General features: G+C 67.9%; 24 protein-coding genes. 10 read left to right on the top strand and 14 right to left on the bottom strand.

The annotated features are described in order from the left end of the window. Nucleotides 1-56: 56 nt before the first annotated feature. From mobB to moaD, 3 genes are read left to right on the top strand one after another with little or no spacing between them, the layout of a single operon-like run. Nucleotides 57-602, top strand: coding sequence for a molybdopterin-guanine dinucleotide biosynthesis protein B (gene mobB / locus ACAM54_RS09635; RefSeq protein ID WP_369650539.1), 546 nt, complete (start codon nucleotides 57-59; stop codon nucleotides 600-602). Continuing rightward, nucleotides 595-1,872: a gephyrin-like molybdotransferase Glp gene (glp, locus tag ACAM54_RS09640; protein ID WP_369650540.1), complete on the top strand. Its 1,278-nt coding sequence runs from the start codon at nucleotides 595-597 to the stop codon at nucleotides 1,870-1,872. Before mobB ends, glp begins: the two co-directional genes overlap by 8 nt. Nucleotides 1,873-1,884: 12 nt before the next feature. Then, nucleotides 1,885-2,136 carry a molybdopterin converting factor subunit 1 gene (gene moaD, locus ACAM54_RS09645; protein WP_025569348.1) on the top strand — a complete coding sequence of 84 codons (252 nt, stop codon included), beginning with the start codon at nucleotides 1,885-1,887 and terminating at the stop codon, nucleotides 2,134-2,136. Here the strand turns inward: moaD and ACAM54_RS09650 are convergent. Further along, nucleotides 2,123-3,121 carry a 4-hydroxy-tetrahydrodipicolinate synthase gene (locus tag ACAM54_RS09650; protein WP_369650541.1) on the bottom strand — a complete coding sequence of 333 codons (999 nt, stop codon included), beginning with the start codon at nucleotides 3,119-3,121 and terminating at the stop codon, nucleotides 2,123-2,125. The two genes, moaD and ACAM54_RS09650, sit on opposite strands and share 14 nt — an antisense overlap. Nucleotides 3,122-3,274: 153 nt before the next feature. On the opposite strand from ACAM54_RS09650, the gene ACAM54_RS09655 reads away from it, so the two are divergent. After that, nucleotides 3,275-3,751: a molybdenum cofactor biosynthesis protein MoaE gene (locus ACAM54_RS09655; RefSeq protein ID WP_145745901.1), complete on the top strand. Its 477-nt coding sequence runs from the start codon at nucleotides 3,275-3,277 to the stop codon at nucleotides 3,749-3,751. Here the strand turns inward: ACAM54_RS09655 and ACAM54_RS09660 are convergent, their stop codons facing one another. After that, complete coding sequence (locus tag ACAM54_RS09660; protein ID WP_025569345.1) at nucleotides 3,752-4,744, bottom strand: tripartite tricarboxylate transporter substrate-binding protein; 993 nt, start codon at nucleotides 4,742-4,744, stop codon at nucleotides 3,752-3,754. It abuts the gene before it with no gap. Between the two features lie 110 nt (nucleotides 4,745-4,854). On the opposite strand from ACAM54_RS09660, the gene clpB reads away from it, so the two are divergent. Continuing rightward, complete coding sequence (gene clpB, locus ACAM54_RS09665) at nucleotides 4,855-7,476, top strand: ATP-dependent chaperone ClpB (RefSeq protein ID WP_369650542.1); 2,622 nt, start codon at nucleotides 4,855-4,857, stop codon at nucleotides 7,474-7,476. Nucleotides 7,477-7,485: 9 nt separating this feature from the next. Next, nucleotides 7,486-7,824 (top strand): hypothetical protein, encoded by a 339-nt coding sequence (locus ACAM54_RS09670; RefSeq protein WP_240648549.1) that lies wholly within the window; start codon nucleotides 7,486-7,488, stop codon nucleotides 7,822-7,824. 13 nt (nucleotides 7,825-7,837) lie between these two features. On the opposite strand, the gene ACAM54_RS09675 is transcribed toward ACAM54_RS09670, so the two are convergent. The 6 genes from ACAM54_RS09675 to ACAM54_RS09700 all read right to left on the bottom strand — a co-directional run bounded on the left by ACAM54_RS09675 (nucleotide 7,838) and on the right by ACAM54_RS09700 (nucleotide 14,538). Next, nucleotides 7,838-9,658: a long-chain fatty acid--CoA ligase gene (locus tag ACAM54_RS09675; protein ID WP_369650962.1), complete on the bottom strand. Its 1,821-nt coding sequence runs from the start codon at nucleotides 9,656-9,658 to the stop codon at nucleotides 7,838-7,840. A gap of 74 nt (nucleotides 9,659-9,732) precedes the next feature. Then, nucleotides 9,733-10,560, bottom strand: a complete 828-nt coding sequence (locus ACAM54_RS09680; protein WP_309928621.1) for an ABC transporter ATP-binding protein — start codon at nucleotides 10,558-10,560, stop codon at nucleotides 9,733-9,735. After that, complete coding sequence (locus tag ACAM54_RS09685; RefSeq protein ID WP_192322922.1) at nucleotides 10,560-11,744, bottom strand: ABC transporter substrate-binding protein; 1,185 nt, start codon at nucleotides 11,742-11,744, stop codon at nucleotides 10,560-10,562. The genes ACAM54_RS09680 and ACAM54_RS09685 overlap by 1 nt, the downstream gene beginning before the upstream one ends. Before the next feature lie 15 nt (nucleotides 11,745-11,759). Next, a complete protein-coding gene (locus ACAM54_RS09690) occupies nucleotides 11,760-12,797 on the bottom strand; it encodes a branched-chain amino acid ABC transporter permease (protein WP_145745894.1) in 1,038 nt (345 codons plus the stop codon). A 2-nt stretch (nucleotides 12,798-12,799) separates the two neighbouring features. Next, complete coding sequence (locus tag ACAM54_RS09695; protein WP_145745893.1) at nucleotides 12,800-13,678, bottom strand: branched-chain amino acid ABC transporter permease; 879 nt, start codon at nucleotides 13,676-13,678, stop codon at nucleotides 12,800-12,802. Next, on the bottom strand, nucleotides 13,678-14,538 hold the full coding sequence (locus ACAM54_RS09700; RefSeq protein WP_369650543.1) for an ABC transporter ATP-binding protein: 861 nt from the start codon (nucleotides 14,536-14,538) through the stop codon (nucleotides 13,678-13,680). Before ACAM54_RS09700 ends, ACAM54_RS09695 begins: the two co-directional genes overlap by 1 nt. A 139-nt stretch (nucleotides 14,539-14,677) precedes the next feature. Between ACAM54_RS09700 and ACAM54_RS09705 the strand changes: the two genes are divergently transcribed. The 3 genes from ACAM54_RS09705 to arfB are packed head-to-tail and all read left to right on the top strand — an operon-like array spanning nucleotide 14,678 to nucleotide 17,026. Then, nucleotides 14,678-15,376 carry a TetR/AcrR family transcriptional regulator gene (locus ACAM54_RS09705; RefSeq protein WP_309928627.1) on the top strand — a complete coding sequence of 233 codons (699 nt, stop codon included), beginning with the start codon at nucleotides 14,678-14,680 and terminating at the stop codon, nucleotides 15,374-15,376. Between the two features lie 41 nt (nucleotides 15,377-15,417). Next, nucleotides 15,418-16,602, top strand: a complete 1,185-nt coding sequence (locus ACAM54_RS09710; RefSeq protein ID WP_369650544.1) for an acetyl-CoA C-acyltransferase family protein — start codon at nucleotides 15,418-15,420, stop codon at nucleotides 16,600-16,602. A gap of 16 nt (nucleotides 16,603-16,618) precedes the next feature. Then, entirely contained in the window at nucleotides 16,619-17,026 is a 408-nt protein-coding gene (gene arfB, locus ACAM54_RS09715; protein WP_369650545.1) for an alternative ribosome rescue aminoacyl-tRNA hydrolase ArfB, read from the top strand. On the opposite strand, the gene ACAM54_RS09720 is transcribed toward arfB, so the two are convergent. Then, a complete protein-coding gene (locus ACAM54_RS09720) occupies nucleotides 16,995-17,525 on the bottom strand; it encodes a hypothetical protein (RefSeq protein ID WP_192322920.1) in 531 nt (176 codons plus the stop codon). The two genes, arfB and ACAM54_RS09720, sit on opposite strands and share 32 nt — an antisense overlap. 113 nt (nucleotides 17,526-17,638) lie before the next feature. Here ACAM54_RS09720 and ACAM54_RS09725 point away from each other — a divergent pair, with 113 nt between their 5' ends. Continuing rightward, nucleotides 17,639-18,208 carry a DUF3299 domain-containing protein gene (locus tag ACAM54_RS09725; RefSeq protein WP_186454229.1) on the top strand — a complete coding sequence of 190 codons (570 nt, stop codon included), beginning with the start codon at nucleotides 17,639-17,641 and terminating at the stop codon, nucleotides 18,206-18,208. Between the two features lie 35 nt (nucleotides 18,209-18,243). Here the strand turns inward: ACAM54_RS09725 and ACAM54_RS09730 are convergent, their stop codons facing one another. From ACAM54_RS09730 to ACAM54_RS09750, 5 genes are all read right to left on the bottom strand, one after another. After that, a complete protein-coding gene (locus ACAM54_RS09730) occupies nucleotides 18,244-19,989 on the bottom strand; it encodes a SulP family inorganic anion transporter (RefSeq protein ID WP_369650546.1) in 1,746 nt (581 codons plus the stop codon). A gap of 88 nt (nucleotides 19,990-20,077) precedes the next feature. Next, entirely contained in the window at nucleotides 20,078-20,500 is a 423-nt protein-coding gene (locus tag ACAM54_RS09735; RefSeq protein ID WP_192322918.1) for a DUF2501 domain-containing protein, read from the bottom strand. Between the two features lie 79 nt (nucleotides 20,501-20,579). Further along, a complete protein-coding gene (locus ACAM54_RS09740) occupies nucleotides 20,580-21,791 on the bottom strand; it encodes a beta-ketoacyl synthase (RefSeq protein ID WP_369650547.1) in 1,212 nt (403 codons plus the stop codon). Then, nucleotides 21,788-22,030: an acyl carrier protein gene (locus ACAM54_RS09745; protein ID WP_012746984.1), complete on the bottom strand. Its 243-nt coding sequence runs from the start codon at nucleotides 22,028-22,030 to the stop codon at nucleotides 21,788-21,790. The genes ACAM54_RS09740 and ACAM54_RS09745 overlap by 4 nt, the downstream gene beginning before the upstream one ends. Nucleotides 22,031-22,123: 93 nt before the next feature. Further along, nucleotides 22,124-22,840 carry a phosphatase PAP2 family protein gene (locus tag ACAM54_RS09750; RefSeq protein ID WP_369650548.1) on the bottom strand — a complete coding sequence of 239 codons (717 nt, stop codon included), beginning with the start codon at nucleotides 22,838-22,840 and terminating at the stop codon, nucleotides 22,124-22,126. Nucleotides 22,841-22,889: the final 49 nt, after the last annotated feature.

Raw genomic sequence — 22,889 nt, forward strand, 5'->3', positions numbered from 1 at the left:
GGCTGCCCCGCACATGCATTCGGCGGCCGCATAGACGGGCGCCACAGGAACTCGACATGAAGGTGATCGGCTTTTCCGGGTATTCGGGTTCGGGCAAGACCACGCTGGTCGAGCGCCTGATTCCCGTGCTCAAGCTCCATGGCCAGCGCGTGTCGGTGGTCAAGCACGCGCACCACAAGTTCGACATCGACCATCCGGGCAAGGACACCTACCGCCATCGCGAGGCGGGGGCCTTCGAGGTGGTGGTGGCGTCGGACAAGCGGCTCGCACTGATCCGCGAATTCGAGCAGCCCGCACAGCTGTCGGTGCACGACCTCATCGCCGAGCTTCATGAGGGCGTCGACTGGGTGCTGGTCGAGGGCTTCAAGCACAGCGACCTGCTCAAGATCGAGGTCTGGCGCGCCCCCGAGGATGGCAAGCCGCCCCGGCCCTCGCAGTACATCGAGGACGCCTTCGTGACCGCCATTGCCACCGACGCGCCCGCGAGCCTGCCGGTGCCCACCAGCCTGCCGCTGTTCGACCTCGACGACATCGAGGGCATCGCGCAGTGGTTGATCGACAGCGCAAGCCGCTTCGAATACAACCCCGAACACCATGGCTGATTCCGTGACTCCCTCGCGCCCGCCGCTGATGGCGCTCGACGAAGCCCTTGCGAGCCTGCTCGTCAAGGCGCTGCCGAAGCTGCCCGCCGAAAGCATTGCGACCTTCGATGCGGACGGCCGCGTGCTCGCGCAGGACATCGTCTCCGCGCTCACCGTGCCGCCGCGCGACAACAGTTCGATGGATGGCTATGCGGTGCGCGTGGCCGACTGCGCCGCGCCGGGCGCCGTGCTGCAGGTCGCGCAGCGCATTCCCGCGGGCACCGTGGGCACGCCGCTGGCGGCCGGCACCGCGGCGCGCATCTTCACCGGCGCCCAGATTCCCGAGGGCGCCGACGCCATCGTGATGCAGGAAGACACCCAGGCCGTGCCGCAGGAGGGCACGCTCGGCGCGGTGCGCATCGGCATCGTTCCCGCGGCCGGCCAATGGATTCGCCGGGCCGGAGAAGACGTGGCCGCCGGCGACGTGGTGCTGCGCCAGGGCGAGCGCCTGACGCCCGCCGCGCTCGGGCTCGCCGCCAGCGTGGGTTTCGACCGGCTCCAGGTGGCCCGGCGGCCGCGCGTCGCACTGCTGTCCACCGGCGACGAACTGGTGATGCCCGGCGAGGTTGCGCCCGAAGCCATGAAGCCCGGCGCGATCTACAACTCCAACCGCTTCTTCATGCGCGCCTTGCTGCACCGGCTCGGCTGCGAGGTGAACGACCTGGGCATCGTGCCCGACAGGCGCGAAGCCACCATCGAGGCGCTGCGCGGTGCGGCCGAGACCAGCGACCTGATCATCACCACCGGCGGCGTGTCGGTGGGCGAGGAAGACCACATCAAGGCCGCGGTGCAGGCGCTCGGCGAGCTGCAGCTGTGGTCGCTCTCGATGAAGCCCGGCAAGCCCTTTGCCTACGGGTCGATCCCAAGGTCCGGAGGCGAAGCGCAAGGGCGCTGCCACATCACGGGACTGCCCGGCAACCCCGTGTCCAGCTTTCTGACCTTTCTGTTGCTCGTGCGACCGTTCCTGCTGACGCTGCAGGGTGCCACGCGCGTGGCGCCCGAGCCCGTGCAGATGCGCGCCGATTTCGACTGGCCGCGCGCCGACCGCCGCCGCGAGTTCCTGCGCGCCCGGCGCAACGCCGCCGGCGGGCTCGACCTGTTCGCCAACCAGAGCTCGGGTGTGCTGACCTCGATGGTCTGGGGCGACGGCGTCATCGACAACCCGCCGAGCCAGATCATCCAGGCCGGCGATATGGTGAATTTCATCCCTCTGGCCTCGCTGCTGGCCTGACCGAAGCTGCCCATGAAGGTCCAGATCCGTTACTTCGCCTCCGTGCGCGAGGCACTCGACACCGGCGGCGAAACCGTCGACACCGGTGCCGCCACGCTGGCCGCGCTGCGCGACGAACTCATCGCACGCGGCGGTGCATACGCCACGGCGCTGGCGCGCGGCAAGGCCGTGCGCATGGCGCTCGACCAGGCCATGAGCGACGAGGCGGCCGCGCTGCGCGAAGGCTGCGAGGTCGCCTTCTTCCCCCCCGTTACGGGCGGCTGAGCCGCGCGTCCAGCGCCACCAGGCGCTCGCGCAAGGCATCGGACGCGCGGGTCATCGGCGAGCGCAACTCGTCGCGCATCGATCCATCGTGCGCCAGCAGCGCCTTGAGCGGCCCGGGGTTCGGTTCGGCAAACAGCATTTCGATCAGCGGCTGCAGCGGCTGCCATTCGGCGCGCGCCTCCGCCAGCCGGTTGTCGGCCAACAGGCGCAGCACCCGCACGAAGCGCTGCGTCTGCACATGCCCGCTCGCCGCGATGGCGCCCACGCCGCCCTCGGCCACCGTGCCGAAGATCTGGTGGTCTTCGCCCGAGAGCACCTGGAGCCGGCCGTCGGCAATCACGGCGCGCGTCTTGGTCATGTCGCCGCCGCAGTCCTTGATGCCGCGGATGCGCGGGTGTTCGGCCAGCGCCAGCAGCGTTTCGCGCGTGAGCGTTGCGCCGGTGCGGTAGGGAATGTCGTAGACCAGCACCGGTGCGGCGCTGGCGTCGGCAATGGCGCGGAACCATTCGAGCAAGCCGGCCTGCGAGGGCCGGATGTAGTGCGGCGCGGGCACCAGCAGCCCCGCCAGCGGCCGTTCGGCGAGCCGGCGCACCCAGGCCGTGGTCTTGCCCAGGTGGTAACCGGACAGGCCCATGACGATCGGCCGCCCTTCGGCGGCGGCCTGAACCGTGTCGAGCGCGGCGAGCTGTTCGGTTTCGTCGAGCGCGGCGGCCTCGCCGGTCGAGCCGCAGACCACGAAGCCGGCCACGCCGTCGCCGGCAAGCCGGCGGGTCAGCGCCGAGAGTGCGGCATGGTCGACCGCGCCGCCCCGGAACGGCGTGACAAGGGGAATCCAGAGGCCCGAGAAATCAGGGCTGGAAGAGGAGGGGATGGATGGTTGCGGCACGCAGGCTTCCTTGCGGGAATCGACCGATGGAAAAGAACCATCGTCCGATGCGCGCGCAACCCAGTGGGGGCCAAGGCCTTGGCAGGTTCCGTCGCTCATCCGACGACGGAACCGCAGCTCCGGTCAGACGAGCTTTGGTTTTTTGGCTTTGCTGCCCTGGCGCGCACGGGTGCCTTCGGTGTGCGAGGGCACTGTGAAGAGCATGGCGGGGCGGGGCATTGCCGAAGTCTAGCGCGATGCCACAATCCCGGCATGAGTGGTTCACGCGTTTCGATCCAGACAGCCGATTTCGACCTGGGACAGGAGGTCGCCGCGTTGCGTGCCGGCGACAAGCGCGTGGGCGCGGTCTGCAGCTTCGTCGGCACCGTGAGGGATCGCAACGACGGCAGCACCATCGCCTCGATGGAGCTCGAGCACTACCCCGGCATGACCGAGAAGGCCATCGAGGCCATGATCGACGAGGCGCACAAGCGCTTCGACATCCTGGGTGCGCGCGTGATCCACCGCGTGGGCCTGCTGCAGCCGCTCGACCAGATCATGATGGTGGCGGTGGTCTCTGCCCACCGCGGCCAGAGCTTCGAGGCCTGTGAGTTCCTGATGGACTACCTCAAGACCCAGGCGCCATTCTGGAAAAAGGAACAGACGCCCGAAGGCGCCCGCTGGGTGGATGCGCGCGTCAGCGACGACGCCGCACTGGCGCGCTGGGGCATCACCGCCCCCAACGCCTGATCAGAGGGGCTTGAAGCCGCTCGACCGGATGATGCGTTCCCAGGTCTGCGTATAGCTGCGCACGCGGCCTGCGAACTGGCCCTGCGGCTCGTAGCCGACCGTCAGTCCCATGGTCGTGAGCTTCTGCTTCACGTCGGGCATGGCCAGCACCTTTTGCAGCGCCTCGCCGTACTTGTCGATGATCGGCTGCGGTGTGCCCACGGGCGCGAAGATGCCGTAGTAGGGCAGGTCTTCCAGGTTCGAGAAGCCCAGCTCGGTGAAGGTGGGCACGTTCGGCAGCACGGCCTGGCGCTTGGCGCCGATGGAGGCGACGATGCGCACCTTGCCGGCCTTGTGGTTCTCGATGAAGTCGGGCACCGAGGCGATGCCGGCCGTGATCTGGTTGCCCAGCATGTCCGCCGTCATCGGCGCGCTGCCGCGGTAGGGCGCGGGCTGCACGTCGATCTTGTATTTTTCCGAGATCATCTTCACCAGGAACTCGGGAATCGAGGCGGGCGCTGGAATGCCGATGGTTTCCTTGCCGCCGCGCTGGGTGCGAACCCACTTCACGTATTCGTCGATGCTCTTGGCCGGCGTGCCGCCCGAGACCGCCAGCACGTTGGCAAAGGTGGCGAATCCGGCCACGGGCACGAAGTCGGTCGCGGGGTTGAAGCCCGGGTTCTTCACCACCTGCGGCAGGATGGAGATCGAATGGTCATGGGAGATGAACAGCGTATGGCCGTCGGCCGGGGCCGCCTTGAGCGCCTGCGCCGCGATCTGTCCGCCGGCGCCGGCGCGGTTTTCCACCACCACCGGCACGCCCAGCACGTCCTTGAGTTTTTCGCCCAATGTGCGTGCAATGGCGTCCGTGCCGGCACCGGCCGGAAAACCGACCAGCAGGCGGATGGGCGTGCCTTGCGCCTGCGCAAGACCCGAGAGGCCCATGGCCGCTAAAAAGAGACCGACGCCGAGCGCCCGGCGAACCGGATGGGCGCGCTGCATTGAAAAAACCATGATCGACTCCATTCGAAAAGTGAGCGGGCACGGTGCAATAGCCGTGCCCGAAGCGCCGGACGCCTTGAATCGCGCCCGAACAGTCCTATTTTGAGTGCAGGAATACCACCATGCGACAAGACAAACTCACCACCAAGTTCCAGGAAGCACTGAGCGACGCCCAGACGCTCGCGCTCGGCAACGACAACGCCTACATCGAGCCGGCCCACCTGCTGGCCGCGATGCTGCGCCAGGAGGACGGCCCGCGCGCCCTGCTGGAGCGCGCCGGCGTCAACGTGCCAGGCCTCGCGAAGGCGGCCGAGGCGGCCATCAAGAAGCTGCCGCAGGTACAGGGGCACGACATCGTCCAGGTCGGCCCCGAACTCGGCAAGCTGCTGCAGGCCACGGAAAAAGAAGCCATCAAGCGCAACGACCAGTTCATTGCGGGCGAACTCTTCCTGCTGGCCGTGGCCGACAGCAAGTCGGACATCGGCAGGATCGCCAAGGAAAACGGCCTCGGCCGCAAGTCGCTCGAAGCTGCCATCGACGCCGTGCGCGGCGGTCAGGGCGTGAACAGCGCCGACGCCGAAGGCCAGCGCGAAGCCCTCAAGAAATACTGCATCGACCTCACCGAGCGGGCCCGCCTCGGCAAGCTCGACCCCGTGATCGGCCGCGACGAGGAAATCCGCCGCGCCATCCAGGTGCTGCAGCGCCGCACCAAGAACAACCCTGTGCTCATCGGCGAACCCGGTGTGGGCAAGACCGCCATCGTCGAGGGCTTGGCGCAGCGCATCGTCGCGGGCGAAGTGCCCGACTCGCTCAAGGGCAAGCGGGTGCTGTCGCTCGACATGGCCGCGCTGCTGGCGGGCGCCAAGTACCGCGGCGAGTTCGAAGAGCGCCTGAAGACCGTGCTGAACGAACTGGCCAAGGACGAAGGCCAGACCATCGTCTTCATCGACGAGCTTCACACCATGGTGGGCGCCGGCAAGGCCGAGGGCGCCATGGACGCGGGCAACATGCTCAAGCCCGCGCTCGCGCGCGGCGAGCTGCACTGCGTGGGCGCCACCACGCTCGACGAATACCGCAAGTACATCGAGAAGGACGCCGCGCTGGAGCGCCGCTTCCAGAAGATCCTCGTGGGCGAGCCCAGCGTGGAGGCCACCATCGCCATCCTGCGCGGCCTGCAGGAGAAGTACGAGGTGCACCACGGCGTGCAGATCACCGACCCGGCCATCGTGGCCGCGGCCGAACTGAGCGACCGCTACATCACCGACCGCTTCCTGCCCGACAAGGCCATCGACCTGATCGACGAGGCCGCGGCCAAGATCAAGATCGAGATGGACTCCAAGCCCGAGGTCATGGACCGGCTCGACCGCCGCCTGATCCAGCTGCAGATCGAGCGCGAAGCCGTGCGCCGCGAAAAGGACGAAGCCTCGCAGAAGCGCTTCGGCCTGATCGAGGACGAGATCGGGCGCCTGCAGAAGGAGATCGCCGACTACGACGAGATCTGGCAGGCCGAGAAGGCGCAGGCGCAGGGCAGCGCGAAGATCCGCGAGGACATCGACAAGATCAAGTTCGAGATCGAGGAGTGGAAGCGCAAGGGCGACTTCAACAAGCTCGCCGAGCTGCAGTACGGCCAGCTGCCGGCGCTGGAGAAGCGCCTGCGCGAGGCCGAGGAAAGCGAGGCGAGCAAGGGCAAGTCCAGCGCGCCCACGCTGCTGCGCACGCAAGTGGGCTCCGAGGAAATTGCCGAGGTCGTGGCGCGCGCCACCGGCATTCCGGTCGCCAAGCTGATGCAGGGCGAGCGCGACAAGCTGCTGGTGATGGAAGACAAGCTGCACGAGCGCGTCGTGGGCCAGGACGAGGCCATCGGCGCGGTCGCCAATGCGATCCGTCGCTCGCGCTCGGGCCTGAGTGATCCGAACCGCCCGACCGGCTCGTTCCTGTTCCTCGGCCCGACGGGCGTGGGCAAGACCGAGCTGTGCAAGGCGCTCGCGGGTTTCCTGTTCGACAGCGAAGACCACCTGATCCGCATCGACATGAGCGAGTTCATGGAGAAGCACTCGGTCGCCCGCCTGATCGGCGCGCCGCCGGGCTACGTGGGCTACGAGGAGGGCGGCTACCTGACCGAAGCCGTGCGCCGCAAGCCCTACAGCGTGGTGCTGCTCGACGAGGTCGAGAAGGCCCACCACGACGTGTTCAACGTACTGCTGCAGGTGCTCGACGATGGCCGCCTCACGGATGGCCAGGGCCGCACCGTGGACTTCAAGAACACCGTGATCGTGATGACCAGCAACATCGGCTCGCCGATCATCCAGTCGATGGTGGGCCGGCCCGCCGAGGAGATTAAGGAAGCGGTGTGGGACGAGCTCAAGAACTACTTCCGCCCCGAGTTCCTGAACCGCATCGACGAGACCGTGGTGTTCCATGCGCTCGATGCGAAGAACATCGAATCGATCGCCGCGATCCAGCTCAAGGTGCTGCAGGCGCGGCTCGCGAAGATGGACCTCGGCCTGGAGGTGTCGCCCGCGGCGCTGGCCGAGATTGCCAAGGTCGGCTTCGACCCGGTGTTCGGCGCGCGGCCGCTCAAGCGCGCGATCCAGCAGCGCATCGAGAATCCGCTCTCGAGGCTGCTGCTCGACGGCAGCTTCGGGCCGAAGGACACCATCGAAGTGAATACCGACCCGATCCGGACCCCCGGCCAGTTCTCGTTCACCAAGGCCGGGGAACCATCGGAGGCCGTTGCGGCCTAAAGTCGGATGATGAACTTCATTTTTCGCGTCATTCTTCTGCTCCTGGGGCTGGTCTTCGCGGCCAGCCTGGCGGTCGCCGTCATGTTGCTGGCGGCCGTGTGGGGTGTGCGCTACGCCTGGGGGCGGATCACGGGCAAGCCCGTGACGCCCTGGATGGCCTCGATGGGCGGGCGCTTCAACCCGCGTTCGGGCTTCGAGCGTTTTCGCAATGCGGCACAGCCAGCCGAACCGAGTGCGGCCGACGTGGCCAATGCGCGTGCGCGCGGCGAGTCGGTGCGCAGCCCGCTGTCGCTGCGCCCCGCAGGCGACGTGACCGACGTGCGGGCCCGGCCTGCGCGCGGCGAGTAAAACGCGCTGCGGGTCAGGCGCGGTACAGCGCCTCGATCTCTTCGGCGTAAGCCTTGTAGATGCTGGAGCGCCGCACCTTCATGGTTGCGGTGACTTCGCCGTCGTCGTGGTCCAACTCTTTTGTGAGCAGGTGAAAACGCCGGATCTGCGACACCTGCGCGAGCCTGTCGTTGCCGCGTGAAATTTCCGATTCGATCAGCGCGCGCACCCGCGGCTCTTCCACCAGAGAGCGGAAGTGCGTGAACGGAATGCGCTCGGCCTCAGCCCACTTGCCCACCGTTTCGTAGTCGATCTGCAGCAGCGCGCCGACGAACTTGCGTCCGTCCGCCACCACGATGCATTCCTTGATGAAGGGACTGCCCTTCATGGTGTTCTCGATCTCCGAGGGCGTGAGGTTCTTGCCGCCGGCCGTGATCATGATGTCCTTCAGGCGGTCGATGATGCGCAGCTGGCCATCCTCTTCGCGCACCACGTCGCCGGTGTAGAGCCAGCCTTCGCGGATCGACGCGGCCGTGGCCTCGGGGTTCTTGTAGTACCCCTCGAACACCATCTCGCCGCGCACCAGCAGTTCGCCCGCTTCGCCGATGCGGTACTCGGTGCCCAGCGTCGGCGGGCCGACCGTGCCGATCCTCACGGCATCGCTGCGGTGGCCGGCGATCATGCCGGTCGATTCGGTGAGGCCGTACACCTCCACCAGCGGCACGCCCAGCGTGCGGAAGAAGCGCACCACGTCGGCCGGAATCGGCGCCGCGCCGGTGAGCGCGACGCGCGCGCGCCGCAGGCCGATGAAGTTCTGCAGCGCGCGCAGCACCGTCCAGTAGTACAGGGAGAAACGGCCGCGCTCGGCCAGTGTCCAGGCGCTGCGCGGCTTCTCGGCCAGCGGCGCGCAGGCCGCGAGCGCGCGGCGGAACAGCGCGCGCTGCAGCCGGCCCGCCTCCTGCATCTTGATGCTGATGCCCGCGTGCAGCTTCTCCCAGATGCGCGGCACGCCAAGGAACATGGTGGGCGCCACTTCGCGCAGGTCTTCCTGCACGGTGCGGATCGATTCGCCGAAGCTCACCTGCGAGCCCAGGTAGACCGGCACGAAGGCCGTGAGCATCTGCTCGGCCACGTGGCACAGCGGCAGGTACGAAAGATGCGTGGTGTCGCCGTCGAGCGCCAGCCGCTCGACGATGCCGGGCACCACGCCGCGGATGTTGCGGTACGAGATCATCGCGCCCTTGGGCTTGCCGGTGGAACCCGAGGTGTAGATCATCAGGCCGATGTCGGCGGGCGTCTGGCGTTGCAGGGCGGCTTCGATCAGCGCGTCGCCCTCGCGTGCGTGCACCTCGGCGCCGGCCTGTTCCACTTCGGCAAAGGTCGCGATGAGTCCGCGCACTTCGGGCGGATAGCTCGCCAGGCCCTTGGTCTCGATCACGACGATCTTGCGCAGGCGCGGCAGCTGGCCGATGGCCTCGAGCACCTTGTCGGTCTGCTCCTGGTCTTCGCAGACGATCACCTCGATGTCTGCATGGCCGAGCACGTAGGCCACTTCGTTGCTCGGGCTGGTCGGGTAGACGCCGACGGTCACGGCGCCGATCAGGCCGGCGCCCATCTGCGCGAGCAGCCACTCGACACGATTCTCCGAGATCACGCCGAGGTGCCCGTCGGGCGCCAGGCCCATCGCATGCAGGCCGAGGCCGAAGCGGGAAGCGCGGCGCAGGTAGCCGGCCCAGTCCAGCGGATGCCAGATGCCGAAATCTTTCTGGCGGATGGCAATGCGCTGCGGCTGCCGGCGCGCCTGCTCGCGCAGCATCTGCGGCAATGTCAGCGAGGGAAGCGCAGCATCGGTCATTGGTGCGCCCTTGGCGCTGCGCGCCTTCTCGCCGAGCGGGAGCGAGCTTGCCTGCGGGCGGCCCAGCGCTGCGCTCATGAGAGCCAGCGCTTGCGGCGCTTGTAGTGCTTGAGCGCGCGAAAGCTGCGCGACTCGCCGCTGCCGCCCACGCCCAGGTAGAACTCGCGCACGTCGGGGTCGGCCGCGAGCCGCTCGGCGCTGCCGTCGATCACGACCTTGCCGCTTTCCATGATGTAGCCGGTATGGGCGATGGCCAGTGCCACGCTCGCGTTCTGCTCCACCAGCAGCATCGAGGTCCCGCGCTCGGCGTTGATGCGCGCGATGATCGTGAAGATGTCTTCCACCAGCCTGGGCGAGAGGCCCAGGGAGGGTTCGTCGAGCAGGATGAGCTTGGGCTGCGCGACCAGCGCGCGGCCGATGGCCAGCATCTGCTGCTCGCCGCCCGAGAGATAGCCCGCGAGGCCCTTGCGGCGCTCGTGCAGGCGGGGGAAGTACGCGTAGACGTCGTCGAAATTGCGCGGCGGCGCGGGGCCATCACGCCCGGTGAGCGCATAGGTCGCGGCGACCAGGTTCTCCTCGACCGTCAGGTCCTCGAACACGCGCCGGCCCTCCATCACATGGCTCAGTCCGCGCCGCACGAGCTGCTGCGGCGCCAGCTGCGCGGTCGGCGCGCCATCGAAGACGATGCGGCCTGCCTCGACTTCCCCGTCCTCCAGCGCGAGCAGACCCGACACCGCCTTCAGCGTGGTCGACTTGCCCGCGCCGTTGCTGCCCAGCAGCGCCACGATCTGCCCGCGCGGCACGGCCAGCGACAGGCCGCGCAGCACCTGCACGACCTTGTTGTAGACCACCTCGAGGTTGTTGACCTCGAGCACGAGGTCGGGTGCCGCGCGCGCGTCCATCAGTTCAGCGAGATCCAGTCCGATGCCGGCACCATCTTCTGCGCCTTCATGTCGGCCTTGTAGACGCGGCCCACCGGAATCGAGTTGCCCTTGACCGTGATCGGCATGCCGATGAGCCCGCCCGTGTCGAAGTCCTTGATGGTGTTGAGCGAGGCCTTCAGGTTCTTGCCGTCCAGCGGCTTGCCCGCATCCAGCGTGCGCCTGACTGCTTCGGTGAACAGCATCGCGGTGAGAAAGCCCTGCGTGTAGGCCGTGCTCTGGTACTCGGGACGCAGCGCGCGGATCTTGTCGAGCATCGGCGCCTTGGCCGAGGTGTCGTAGTAGTAGCGGTAGGGCATCACGCCCATGAAGCCGTCGGCGCCTTCGCCCATCTTCATGACGGTGGAGCTGTCCATGGTCCAGAAGGTGCCCATCCACTTGCTGGTCATGCCCATCTGCTTGCCCTGCTGCACGAACTCCGGAATGGGCGCGAGGATGTAGCCGTGGAAGATGGTGTAGTCGGGCGCAGCGCGGCGCAGCTTGATGACTTCGGTCGACACGTCCACGCTGCCCGGCGGCGTCATGAGCTTGACCGGCACGGTGAGGCCCAGCTTCTTGGCGGCGGCTTCGCTGGCTTCGATCGGATCGCGGCCGAATTCGGAATCGGAATACACGAAGGCCACCTTTGCACCCGGCTTTTCCTTGGCGATGTGGCGCAGCAGGATGCCGATCTGCTCGGTGTAGTCGGGACCGACCAGGAACTGGTTCGGGTACTTGGCCGAGTCGTTGAGTTCGGTGGCAAACGAAGCGCCGGCCATGAGGATCTGGCCGTTGCGTTCGAGCTCGGGGTTGATGGTCTTGGAGAAGCCGGTCGAGTCGCCGTAGTAGAGGTTGACCTTGTTCTGGCTCGTGATCTTCTTGAAGGCAGCCACCGACACATCGACCTTGTAGCCCGTGTCTTCCGGCACATAGCGCAGCTTGCGCCCCTTGATGCCGCCCGCGTCGTTGACGATCTTCACGTAGTCGGCGATGCCGGCGTTGATGCCGACGCCTGCGAAGGCAAACACGCCGGTCATCGGGATCGAGCCGCCGATGACGATGTCCTCGTTGCCCTGTGCGTTCGCGAGCGGCACGGCAGTGACCGCAAGGCCGGCCGCGATCAGCAAAGCGCGGCGATGGTGGGAAAGCTTCGGTGTCTTGGGCATGCTTGTCTCCTGGTTCTAGTTGCGAAACGGCCATAGATGGAAGAAGCGGCGGATGCGCCGCCACACTTCTGCGAGCCCGTGCGGCTCGAACACCAGAAATCCGACGATCAGCAGCCCGAACACGACGGTGCGCACGGGCGACAGGAATACGGTCATCTCGACGCCGCCTGGCAGCAGGTCGACCACCAGCTTGAGCAGCTCGGGCACCATGGTCATGAACACCGCGCCGAAGATGCCGCCGAGGATCGTGCCCATGCCGCCGACGATGATCGCGGCCAGGAAGAAGATCGACATCAGGAGCGGAAAGCTCTCCGGCGTGACCACGCGGAAGAAGTAGGCCCAGAGGCCACCCGCCACGCCCGCATAGAACGACGAGAGCCCGAACGACAGCAGCTTGTAGCGCAGCAGCGGAATGCCCAGCACCTCGGCCGAGATGTCGCGGTCGCGGATCGCGATGAAGGCCCGGCCCACGCGCGTTCGGAACAGGTTGGCCGCGCCGAGCACCATCAGCAGCATCACGGGCACGATCACCCAGTAGAGCCGGAACGAGGTATCCAGCGGCAGTCCGAAGAACTGCGCCGGCGGCAGCGAGAGGCCCGAAGTGCCGCCCGTGAGCTTGAGGTTGGCGAACAGGAAGTGCGCGATGAACGACGCGGCGATGGTGGCGATGGCGAGGTACAGGCCCTTCACGCGCAGCGAGGGGATGCCGACGACCAGTCCGCCGAGCATGGCGACGATGCCGCCCGCGGCGATGTTGAGCAGGAAGGGCGTGCCGAGCCGCGTCTGCATGATCGCGACGGTGTATGCGCCCAGTCCCATGAACGCTGCCTGCCCCAGGCTCACCAGACCCGTGTAGCCGGTAAGGATGTTGAGGCCGGTCGCGCTCGCCACGTTGATGGCGACCAGGCACGCCAGGTAGAGCCAATAGTCGCTGGCGATGAATGGGAACAGCACGAGCAGCGCGGCGCCGACCACAAGCCACACCTTCTGGGTGCGCGAGTCGAACAGCGCTGCGTCGGCTGTGTAGCTTTGCTTGAGGGTGCCGATGCGCATGGCTAGAGCCTCTCGATTTCGTGTGTGCCGAAGAGGCCGTAGGGCCGCACCATCAGCACGAGCACCAGCACGATGAAGGTCGCAAGCAGCTTGTACTCGCCGCCGAGATAGGCCCCCGCGAGGGCCTCGACCAGCCCGATGAAGAGGCCGCCGACCAGCGCACCCAGCACGCTGTCGAGCCCGCCGACGATCACCACCACCAGCACCGACAGCCCGAATACCCCCATCGACGACGAGATGCCGCCGATGGCGCCGACGATGACGCCGGCCACCGCCGCGATCATGGCCGAGGCCACCCACGCGAGCGAGAACACGCGCGGCACGTTGATGCCCATCGAATAGGCCGCCGCCTGGTCGGAGGCGGTGGCCCGCAGCGCCACGCCGCCACGCCAGAATCGGAACAGCAGCAGCACCATGCCGATCAGCACGACCGCAATCGACGCGCCGTAGGCGATCTTCGGCGCGAGGAATGCGTCGCCGATCATCACCGGCGCGTTCGGCAGGAATTCGGGCAGCCGGCGCTGGTCTGCGGTCCAGATGATCTCGACCAGCCCGACGAGGATCGATGCAAGGCCGACCGTCACCATGAACACCGAGATCGGCGGCTCGCCCAGCAATGGCCGGATCATCGTGCGCTCGATCACCGCGCCCAGCAGGCCGGTGCCGATCACCGAGCCCAGCGCCGCAAGCCAGATCGGCAGCGAAAAGCTCGCAGCAAAGGTGAAGAACAGGTAGGCGCCGGCCATCAGCATCTCGCCGATGGCGATGTTGACCACGCGCGTGGCCTTGTAGACCAGCACGAAGGCCAGCGCGGCCAATGCATAGATCCCGCCGCCGGCAATGCCGGTGAGCGCAATCTCGAACAGGTAGGCCCAATCCATCAGGCTGCTCCTGCCATGGATTCGCCGCGCAGCCGCCGCCGCAGCTCGCCGACGTCGCCCGCGCCGAGGTAGGCGCGGATCACCTCGGGGTCGGCCTGCACCTGCGCCGGCGTGCCCTGCGCGATCACCTGGCCGAAGTTGAGCACCACGACGTGGTCTGACAGGTCCATCACCATGCCCATGTCGTGTTCCACCATCAGCACCGTGATGCCCCATTCGCGCCGCACGTCGAGAATGAAGCGCGCCATGTCCTCGGTTTCCTCGCGGTTCATGCCGGCCACGGGTTCGTCGAGCATCAGCACCTTGGGCTGCATGGCCAGCGCGCGCGCCATTTCCACGCGCTTCTGCAGGCCGTAGGGCAGGGCGGCCACCGAGGCGTGGCGGATGTGGTCGATCTCGAGGAAATCGATGATGCGTTCTTCCACGTCGCGCCGCAGCTCGGCTTCTTCGCGGCGCGCACGGCCCAGGTAGAACAGCGCATCGAACACATTGGTCTTCAGATGCGTGTGGCGGCCGAGCTTGATGTTGTCGAGCACCGTCATGCCGCGGAACAGCGCGATGTTCTGGAAGCTGCGCGCCAGGCCCAGCGCGGCGCGCTTCGGCGCGGGCAGGCGCGTGATGTCCTCGCCCTCGAACAGCACGCGGCCCTGCGCGGGCTTGTAGAAGCCCGAGATCGTGTTGAACAGTGATGTCTTGCCCGCACCATTGGGACCGATCACCGCGGTGATCGAGCCGGGCGCCACGCCGAAACCCACGTTCGTCAGCGCCTTGACGCCACCGAACGCGAGCGTCAGCGCGTCGACCTGGAGCACGGATGCGGCAGGGGCGCAGAAGTCGTCCCGGTGGGGCTCGTCAGGCATGGCTAAGGAGGAGGCGCTAGCGTCAGGGTTTGTGTCCAGGACCAAAAAAGCTACTGGCCCGTAAAATTCCTACTGGTGGGTAATGTCACGGTTCGCCGCAGGCCGCGGCATCAGGACTTTCCCCGCCCGCACAAACCCCATGGCCCGTCCTGCCCTCGTCGCATCCTCTCCCTCCGCGTCCCCCGCAGCGCTTTCTCCCTGGGCACCCGCCGGCAAGCGCGCGCAGCAGCGCGAGGTCAAGCGCAACGCCGTGCTGCAGACGGCGGCCCAGCTTTTCAACGAGCGCGGCTTCCATGCCACGTCGCTCGACGACATCGCCGAGCGGCTCAACGTCAGCAAGCCCACGCTCTACTACTACGTCGAGAGCAAGGACCAGATCCTGCTGGAGTGCGTGAAGACCGCTCTCGACCTGATGCAGGCCGGCATCGGCGAGGTGCGTGCCGCGGGTGGCAGCGCCATCGACCAGCTCAAGGCCTGCATGCGCATCTATTCGGGCGTGGTCACGCAGGACTTCGGCATGTGCGTGATCCGCATCGGCGAAGACCCGCTGCCCGCTCCGCTCAAGAAGGAACTGCGCCGCCTCAAGGCCGGCATTGACGGGCAGTTTCGCCGGCTCATCGAAGACGGCGTCGCCGAAGGCTCGATCGCGCCCTGCGATCCCAAGATGGCCGCCTTCATGCTGGCCGGCGCGCTGAGCTGGATCGGCCGCTGGTACCGCCCCGATGGCGAGCTCACGCCCGACCAGATTGCCGACCAGGGCATCGATCTGCTGTTGAATGGCGTGCTGCATCGCCCCGCCGCGGCGCGCCGCAAGCCCGCGGCGGCGAAGGCCAGGTGAGCGGCCATCGAATCCATTTTTCAATCCAGGAGAACCACACCATGACAACGCGCGACATCTTCGTGGTCGGCACCGCCCGCACCGCCATCGGCACCTTCGGCGGCGCGCTGAAGGACGTGCCCAACACGCAACTGGCCACCACCGCCGTCAAGGCCGCCATCGAACGCAGCGGCGTGGCCGCCGATGCCATCGGCCACGTGGTCATGGGCAACGTGATTCCCACCGACGTGAAGGACGCGTACCTGAGCCGCGTGGCCGCCATCGACGCGGGCTGCCCGATCGAGACGCCGGCCTTCAACGTCAACCGCCTCTGCGGTTCGGGCCTGCAGGCCATCGTGTCGGCGGCCCAGGCCATTGCGCTGGGCGATTGCGACATCGCCATCGGCGGCGGCTCGGAATCGATGAGCCGCGGCCCGTACTTCGACACCTCGGCGCGCTACGGCGCACGCATGGGCGATGCGGTGCTGGTCGACTACATGCTCGGCATCCTGCACGACCCGTGGGAGAAGATCCACATGGGCATCACCGCCGAGAACGTGGCGGCGCGCTACGGCATCACGCGCGAGCAGATGGACGAACTGGCTGCCACCAGCCAGCAGCGTGCGGCGGCGGCCATCGCTGCCGGGCGCTTCAAGGAACAGATCGTTCCGGTCGAGGTGAAGACGCGCAAGGGCGTCGTGCTGTTCGACACCGACGAGCATGTGCGTGCCGACACCACCGCGGAGACGCTCTCGAAGATGAAACCCGCGTTCAAGAAGGACGGCCTCGTGACCGCCGGCAATGCCTCGGGCATCAACGACGGCGCGGCCGCCGTGGTGCTGGCCGAGGGCGGGCGCGCCAAGGCGCTGGGCCTGAAGCCGCTGGCGCGCCTGGTCGGCTACGCGCATGCCGGCGTGGAGCCCGCGTACATGGGCATCGGCCCGGTGCCGGCCACGCGCAAGGTGCTGGAGCGCACGGGCCTGAAGGTCGCCGACTTCGACGTGATCGAATCGAACGAAGCCTTCGCGGCGCAGGCCTGCGCGGTGATCAAGGAGCTGGGCTTCGATCCGGCCAAGGTGAACCCGAACGGTTCGGGCATTTCGCTCGGCCATCCGGTAGGCGCGACCGGCGCGATCATCACGACGAAGGCGATCGCAGAGCTGCACCGCACCGGCGGGCGCTATGCGCTGGTCACGATGTGCATCGGTGGCGGGCAGGGCATTGCGGCCGTGTTCGAACGCGTTTGAAGGCACACTTGCGGACATGCTCCGCCCACCCGTCCTGATCGACCCCGACGAGGTCGAGTTCAGCGCCATCCGCGCGCAGGGCGCGGGTGGCCAGAATGTCAACAAGGTGTCGAGCGCGGTGCACCTGCGCTACGACATCCACGCGAGCTCGCTGCCTGCCGACGTGAAGGAGCGGATGCTCGCCCTGCGCGACAGCCGCATCACGCAGGAGGGCGTTTTCGTTCTCAAGGCACAGCAGCACCGCACGCAGGAAATGAACCGCGCCGACGCGCTCGTGCGCCTGCAGGAGGTGGTCGACAGGGTTGCCACGCCGCCGCGCGTGCGGCGCGCCACCAAGCCTACCTACGGTTCGAAGCAGCGCCGGCTCGAAGGCAAGAGCCAGCGCTCGCAGATCAAGAACCTGCGCGGACCGGTGCGGGACTGACCGGCTTGCCGCCGCGCAGCCGCTTGATCTGCAGCGTCACGCCGACCAGGTACAGCACGCCGAGCCCCGCGGTGATCGCCTTGAGTTCGGGCGCATCGGCATTGGGCAGCAGCGGCGCGCCCAGCGGCAGGCGGGTCAGGGTTTCGGTGAAGGCCGGAATCCAGTGGAACAGGAAGCTGGCCGAGAAGGCCGCGGCTTCGACGTAGCGCGAGGCCTGGCCGAAGAGGGCGCCGCGGCCGGCGGCTGCACCCACGGCCAGTGCCGCGAGCGTCAGGATGCCCAGCGCATGCGGCTTGCCGAAGCCGCCGTGCTGGAAGATGCCGAAGCCGGTCAGGCAGGTCAGCACGGTGGTCCACACGAAGACCCGGCCCCAGCCGGTGCGCAGCGTGATTTCCCTGTAGCGGAACAGGGCGACCAGCCCCGCGATCACGGCGATCAGGCTGATCGCGGTGTGAACAATGCCAAGGGACGTGAGTCCCAGCCATCCTGTTGCAGCCATGCGGATCTCCTCGGAGTCGTGGTGGCGCGATTCTGGCCGGGCGCGGGCAATTTGTCCTCACCGTTAAGCCCCCGCTAAGCTGGCGGACACGAGCCGCAAGCACAATAGGCGCCATGAGAGCCTTCTTCCGCCGCACTTTGCCGGCCTTCCTGCTGGCGCTGGGCGCCGCTGCCCTGGCGGGCTGCGGGCCGGCCGCCGGCACCGGCGCGGTGCCGGCGGCTGCCGCGCAGGAACTCAAATGGGAAGAGCTCGTTCCCAAGAACTGGGACCCGACCAAGCGCTACCGCAACCTGAGCCTGGAGTCGCTGCGCGACAACGACCCGCGCGCGATCCAGATGCTCGACGAGATGCGCGCCGTCTGGGACAACGCGCCGGTCAACGTGGCGCTCGACGGCACGGCGGCGCGGCTGTCGGGCTTCGTCGTCCCGCTGGACAACACGCAGGCCGGCATCCGCGAGTTCCTGCTGGTGCCGTACTTCGGTGCCTGCATCCACACGCCGCCGCCGCCGGCCAACCAGATCGTGCACGTGGTCGCGGCCGACACCGTGAAGGGCCTGCATGCCATGGACACGGTGCGCGTGAGCGGCCTGCTGAAGGCGGCGCGCTATTCCTCCGTGGACATGGGCGTGAGCGGCTACGAGATCAAGTCGGCCTCGGTGGAGCCTTTCGTCGCGGCGCGCTGACCTGGTCTTCATGGCGCGGCCGCCGGGCCCTTCGTTCAGCGGCCGTCGTCGTCCTCCGGCACCGGCAGCGGCGGAACGTCGGCCCGCTGCTGGGTCAGCGCCGCCAGCGCCTCGCCGTCGGTGCGGTAGCTGAACAGCATCGGCCCCGGCGCGAGCAGGCCGGCGCGCTCCAGCACCTGCATGGCCGGCAGCTTCAGGCCGCTCAGGTGCAGGCGCACGCCCTTGGCCTCCATCATCCGGCGGATCGAACCGAACACTTCGGCGCCGGTGATGTCGATGCGGTTGATGGGTTGCGCAAAGAGGCACACGTCGGTGAGTTCGGGGCGCTCGGCCAGCGCGGTCGTGAGTGCGCGCTCGAGCGTGGAGGCCGAGGCGAAGTCGAGCTCGGCATCCATGCGCAGCGCATAGAGCTGCGGCGCCAGCGGCGGCAGTTTCCAGAGCTTGCGGTCGCGCAGGCTGCCGTCGGGATGCAGGCCCACCTCGATGATGCGCGGATGCAGGTGGCGGTACATGTAGTGCGCCAGGCTCGCGAGCAGGCCGCCCAGCACGCCCCAGTAGATGCTCGGCGCCGTGGCGATGGTCAGCACGAAGGTGCCGAACGAAATGCCCGCCTCGATGCGCGACACGCGCCAGAGCGCGACGAAGCTCGCCGGCTTGACCAGCCCCAGGATGGCCGTGACCACCACCGCCGCCAGCACCGCCTGCGGTACGTGATAGAGCAGCGGCATCAGCCACAGCAGCGCACCGGCCACCACCACCACGCTGAACAGCGTGGCCCAGCCGGTCTGGGCGCCCGCATACAGCGTGATGGCCGAGCGCGAGAACGACGAACTGGTGGGAAAGGCGCCCGTGAAGCCCGAGGCCAGCTTGGCCAGGCCCTGGCCGATCAGATCCTGGTTCTCGTTCCAGAGCCTGCCGGCGCGCGCGTTGTCGACCTTGGCGCTCGACGCGGTTTCGAGAAAGCTCACGAGCGTGATCATCAACGCGGGCAGCACCAGCGCGCTGAGCGTGTTCAGCGGCAGCAGGCCCGGCCAGTAGAAGGAAGGCAGGCCCGAAGGCAGGCTGCCCACCACGGCGCCGCCCCGCAGTGCGTAGCCGATGCTCCAGCTGATGGCCGCGGCGCCCGCCACCAGCGCCATGGTGGTCGGGAAGCGCGGCGCAAGCCGCTTGCCGAGCCACAGCACGGCGATGCTGCCGAGCCCGAAGGCAATGGCGACCAGGTCGGGCGGCGGCCCGCCCTGCAGCACCTGGGGAAGGGTGCGCCCGGTGAATCCGAGCAGCGCCGGCAGCTGCGAAATGGCGATCAGCACCGCCGCGCCCTGCGTGAAGCCGATCAGCACCGGCGAGTTGACCAGCCGCAGCAGCCAGCCGAAGCGCCCGATACCCAGCACGATCTGGATCGCGCCCGACATCAGCGTGAGCCACACCGCCATTTCCACCCATTCGGCGCTGCCGGGTACCGCCAGCGGCGCGAGCGATGCGCCCACCAGCAGGCTGGTGAGCGCCGTGGGCCCGACCGACAGCCGCTGCGACGAACTGAAGATCACCGCGATGAGCGCCGGGAACAGCGCCGCATACACGCCGGTGACCAGCGGCATGCCCGCCAGCGCGGCATAGGCCACGCCCTGGGGAAGCACCATCAGCGCCACCGTGATGCCCGCCATGGCCTCGTTGCGCAGCAGCGCCGCGGAAGGACGGGGCCAGGCCAGGCAGGGAACCCAGCGCGCGATGCGCTGGCGCAGGGAGGAAGAAGCGGAGGAGGGGGTGGCTGCCGGATTCATGGATGGTGGGTGGCTTGCTGGCGATTGTCCTGCGCCACCGCAGGCGGAAACTGGGGCGGCCGCTCGGGCCGCGCGCGTGGGAGAGTGGCTAGACCAGCGAGCTCGCGTTCTTGAGCACGTAGTCGCAGGCTTTTTCCTTCACCTTCGACGAGAGCATCTTGAAGTTCAGCGTCTTGCCGTCGCCGCCCTTGAGCAGCCCCTTGGCGCCGCTCGCGAAGCCGGTTTCCTGCTGCTTCTGGCCGGTGATCCTTGCCAGCAGCTTGTCCTTCACCGAGGCCGCATCGCCGCCCAGGTAGTTGTTCTTGACGCAGTACTGCAGCACGCCGGCCGCATTGCCCATGGTGCTGGAGCCGATCGCGGGCATCTTGAAGCCGAGGTTCTCGCCGAGGGCAGCGCCGCCGCCCGAGGAGCCCATCTGGTCCTTGAGCCTGCCGAGCAGGTCCGACTGGGCCGAGGCCGAAACACTGGCCGCAACCAGCGCGATGGAAATCATTGCGGTGCGAAAACGCATGATGACGAACTCCCGTTTGTCGAGGTGATCGATTGATTGAAGATTCCATCGTCAGCATACCCCCGACGGAACCCCGGTTTCACGGGCGGCGGAAGAGCAGCACGGAATTCGTGCCGCCGAATGCGAAGGAGTTGCTCATGGCCGCCTCGATGTTGGGCGCGCTGGTGTCGTGCGGCGTGACGAGGTTCAGGCTGCAGGCCGGATCGACCTCGCTGCAGTTCGCATTCGGCGGCAACTGGCGGCGGTGCAGCGCCAGCACCGTGATGAGCGCCTCGATGGCGCCCGCGGCGCCGAGCATGTGGCCGTGCAGCGCCTTGGTGGAGCTGACTCGCAGGCTGCCCAGGTCATCGCCCCACACATCGGCCAGCGCGTTGCGCTCGACCACGTCGCCGATGCGCGTGGCCGTGCCGTGCGCGTTGCAGTAGCCCACGTCGCGCGGCTGGAGGCCGGCCTGGCGCAGCGCCTGGCGCAGCGCGCGCGCCTGGCCGGGCGCGTCGGGCTTGGTGAGATGGGTGGCGTCGCTGCCGAGGCCCCAGCCGGCCAGCGTGGCATAGCTGCGGGCGCCGCGGCCGCGCGCGCGTTCGGCCGATTCGAGCACCAGGAAGGCCGCGCCTTCGCCCAGTGCGAAGCCGCTGCGGTCGCTCGCGAAAGGCCGTACCGCGCCGGCCGCTTCGCCGGGCTGGAAGCTGGCCAAGGTCTGCATCGCCTGCCAGGCCAGCACCACGCCCGGCACGATCAGCGCTTCGCTGCCGCCGGCAATGGCCATGTCGACTTCGCCGCGTTCGATGGCCTTGGCCGCTTCGGCAATCGCCACCGACGACGAGGCGCAGGCGACCGAATAGGTCAGCACCGGTCCCTGCACGCCCTGGCGCATGGCCACGTGGGCCGCGGGCGCGTTGGGCATGAAGGCCGGAATGGTGAGCGGAGACACCCGCCCGTTGCCGCGGTAGGCGGCCTCGAGTGCCGCGGCGCCGCCCATGCCGCAGCCGGCATAGATGCCGACGCGTTCGGGATCGGCGTCGTTGTTCGGTGCAAGGCCGGCATCGCGTAGCGCGAGGTCGGCGGCGGCCACCGCGAGCTGGCTTACGCGGTCGACCCCGGCGAGCTGCAGCTTGGTGAACCAGCGTGTTTCGTCGAAGGCCACCGTGGCCGCGGCGGCGGGCTTGGGCAGTTCGGGGAAGATCGGCTGGATGGCCGACTGGCCGTCGAGCAGGGCCTGGAACAGTGCGCCGGGCTCGTCGCCGTGCGGCGCCACGACGCCCAGTCCGGTGACGCAGACCTCGTGCTTCACGCTGTCTTCGCGGCCCTGACCTTGTCGACCAGCACCGCGAGTTCGTTCAGGGTGTCGATGTTGGCGTCTTCATCGGGCATGGTGATGCCGAAGTGGTCCTCGATGGCAAACAGGAACTCGGCCAATGCCAGCGAGTCGAGCCCGCCGGTTTCGCGCATCGATGCGTTGGGGTCGAGCTTGGACGGTTCGATACCGTACTTCTCGTGGATCAGGTCCTGCAATTCCTTCAGCGAACTCATCGTGCGATGCCTGTTGTCGTGTGCCAGCCGCTGATCGATCGCCGCCCTGGGGGCGCTGCGTGGGATCGACCCCTTCCTCGCTCGGCTTGTGGGTCAGTGATGGCCAATGATATCCGCTCCCACCAGGGTATTGCTTCGGCTTGCGCCCTCCGGCCGCCAGCGCAGCGAAGGAAGTGCGAAGGTCATTCCCAGCAGCGCGCCGGCCAGCGCGTCGAGCACCACGTGCTGCTTGACGGCCAATGTCGAATACGCGATGGCGGCAAACCACAGCCAGTTGGCAAGGCGCAGCAAGACCGGCGTGCGCGCCTCGCGCAGCACGTGGTCCAGCCGGATGGCCGTGAAGATGGCCACCGCCACGTGCATCGAGGGGCAGGCGTTGCCCGCGGCATCCACACCCTGCAGCATTGCGAAGCCGGGATAGCCTGACACGTCGATGGCCAGCGGCGGTATCTGCGTCGGCCAGAAGTAGAAGAGGCCCAGGCCCGTCAGGCACAGCGCGCCGATCCACAGGCCGTAGACCACCAGCTCGCGAAAGTTCGGCTGCAGGCCGGGCGCGACGCCCACGTAGACCCACAGCGAGAGGTAGGCGCCCAGCGTGTAGGGCTGGAACGGAATCAGATGGTCCAGCGCCGTGAGCGGCATCACCACGACCGGGTAGGCCGGGTTGCGCAGCATGTGGAAGTAGCCGATGAAGAACAGCCAGGTGAAGACCGTGGTGCCGATCGCCTTGAGCCAGAAGAGGCGGCGAATGCGCGCGCCGATGTCTGCGGTCCAGGTCTGGGGGCTGTGCGTTCGCGGAAGGGGCGCCATGGGCAGGAGGTCGGGTGGTCCGTGGTTTTGTCGGCCGGCCGATCTTGCC

Origin of the sequence: Variovorax sp. V93 (genome assembly GCF_041154485.1) — a bacterium.
GTDB lineage: Bacteria > Pseudomonadota > Gammaproteobacteria > Burkholderiales > Burkholderiaceae_C > Variovorax > Variovorax beijingensis_A.

Coding starts and splice junctions, on each gene's coding strand:
- moaD (WP_025569348.1), top strand. CDS start 1,885: ATGAAGGTCCAGATCCGTTACTTCGCCTCCGTGCGCGAGGCACTCGAC.
- ACAM54_RS09670 (WP_240648549.1), top strand. CDS start 7,486: ATGAACTTCATTTTTCGCGTCATTCTTCTGCTCCTGGGGCTGGTCTTC.
- ACAM54_RS09710 (WP_369650544.1), top strand. CDS start 15,418: ATGACAACGCGCGACATCTTCGTGGTCGGCACCGCCCGCACCGCCATC.
- ACAM54_RS09655 (WP_145745901.1), top strand. CDS start 3,275: ATGAGTGGTTCACGCGTTTCGATCCAGACAGCCGATTTCGACCTGGGA.
- ACAM54_RS09730 (WP_369650546.1), bottom strand. CDS start 19,989: ATGAATCCGGCAGCCACCCCCTCCTCCGCTTCTTCCTCCCTGCGCCAG.
- ACAM54_RS09675 (WP_369650962.1), bottom strand. CDS start 9,658: ATGACCGATGCTGCGCTTCCCTCGCTGACATTGCCGCAGATGCTGCGC.
- glp (WP_369650540.1), top strand. CDS start 595: ATGGCTGATTCCGTGACTCCCTCGCGCCCGCCGCTGATGGCGCTCGAC.
- ACAM54_RS09700 (WP_369650543.1), bottom strand. CDS start 14,538: ATGCCTGACGAGCCCCACCGGGACGACTTCTGCGCCCCTGCCGCATCC.
- ACAM54_RS09705 (WP_309928627.1), top strand. CDS start 14,678: ATGGCCCGTCCTGCCCTCGTCGCATCCTCTCCCTCCGCGTCCCCCGCA.
- mobB (WP_369650539.1), top strand. CDS start 57: ATGAAGGTGATCGGCTTTTCCGGGTATTCGGGTTCGGGCAAGACCACG.
- ACAM54_RS09745 (WP_012746984.1), bottom strand. CDS start 22,030: ATGAGTTCGCTGAAGGAATTGCAGGACCTGATCCACGAGAAGTACGGT.
- ACAM54_RS09750 (WP_369650548.1), bottom strand. CDS start 22,840: ATGGCGCCCCTTCCGCGAACGCACAGCCCCCAGACCTGGACCGCAGAC.
- ACAM54_RS09725 (WP_186454229.1), top strand. CDS start 17,639: ATGAGAGCCTTCTTCCGCCGCACTTTGCCGGCCTTCCTGCTGGCGCTG.
- ACAM54_RS09685 (WP_192322922.1), bottom strand. CDS start 11,744: ATGCCCAAGACACCGAAGCTTTCCCACCATCGCCGCGCTTTGCTGATC.
- ACAM54_RS09660 (WP_025569345.1), bottom strand. CDS start 4,744: ATGGTTTTTTCAATGCAGCGCGCCCATCCGGTTCGCCGGGCGCTCGGC.
- ACAM54_RS09690 (WP_145745894.1), bottom strand. CDS start 12,797: ATGCGCATCGGCACCCTCAAGCAAAGCTACACAGCCGACGCAGCGCTG.
- ACAM54_RS09720 (WP_192322920.1), bottom strand. CDS start 17,525: ATGGCTGCAACAGGATGGCTGGGACTCACGTCCCTTGGCATTGTTCAC.
- arfB (WP_369650545.1), top strand. CDS start 16,619: ATGCTCCGCCCACCCGTCCTGATCGACCCCGACGAGGTCGAGTTCAGC.
- ACAM54_RS09735 (WP_192322918.1), bottom strand. CDS start 20,500: ATGCGTTTTCGCACCGCAATGATTTCCATCGCGCTGGTTGCGGCCAGT.
- ACAM54_RS09650 (WP_369650541.1), bottom strand. CDS start 3,121: ATGAGCGACGGAACCTGCCAAGGCCTTGGCCCCCACTGGGTTGCGCGC.
- clpB (WP_369650542.1), top strand. CDS start 4,855: ATGCGACAAGACAAACTCACCACCAAGTTCCAGGAAGCACTGAGCGAC.
- ACAM54_RS09695 (WP_145745893.1), bottom strand. CDS start 13,678: ATGGATTGGGCCTACCTGTTCGAGATTGCGCTCACCGGCATTGCCGGC.
- ACAM54_RS09680 (WP_309928621.1), bottom strand. CDS start 10,560: ATGGACGCGCGCGCGGCACCCGACCTCGTGCTCGAGGTCAACAACCTC.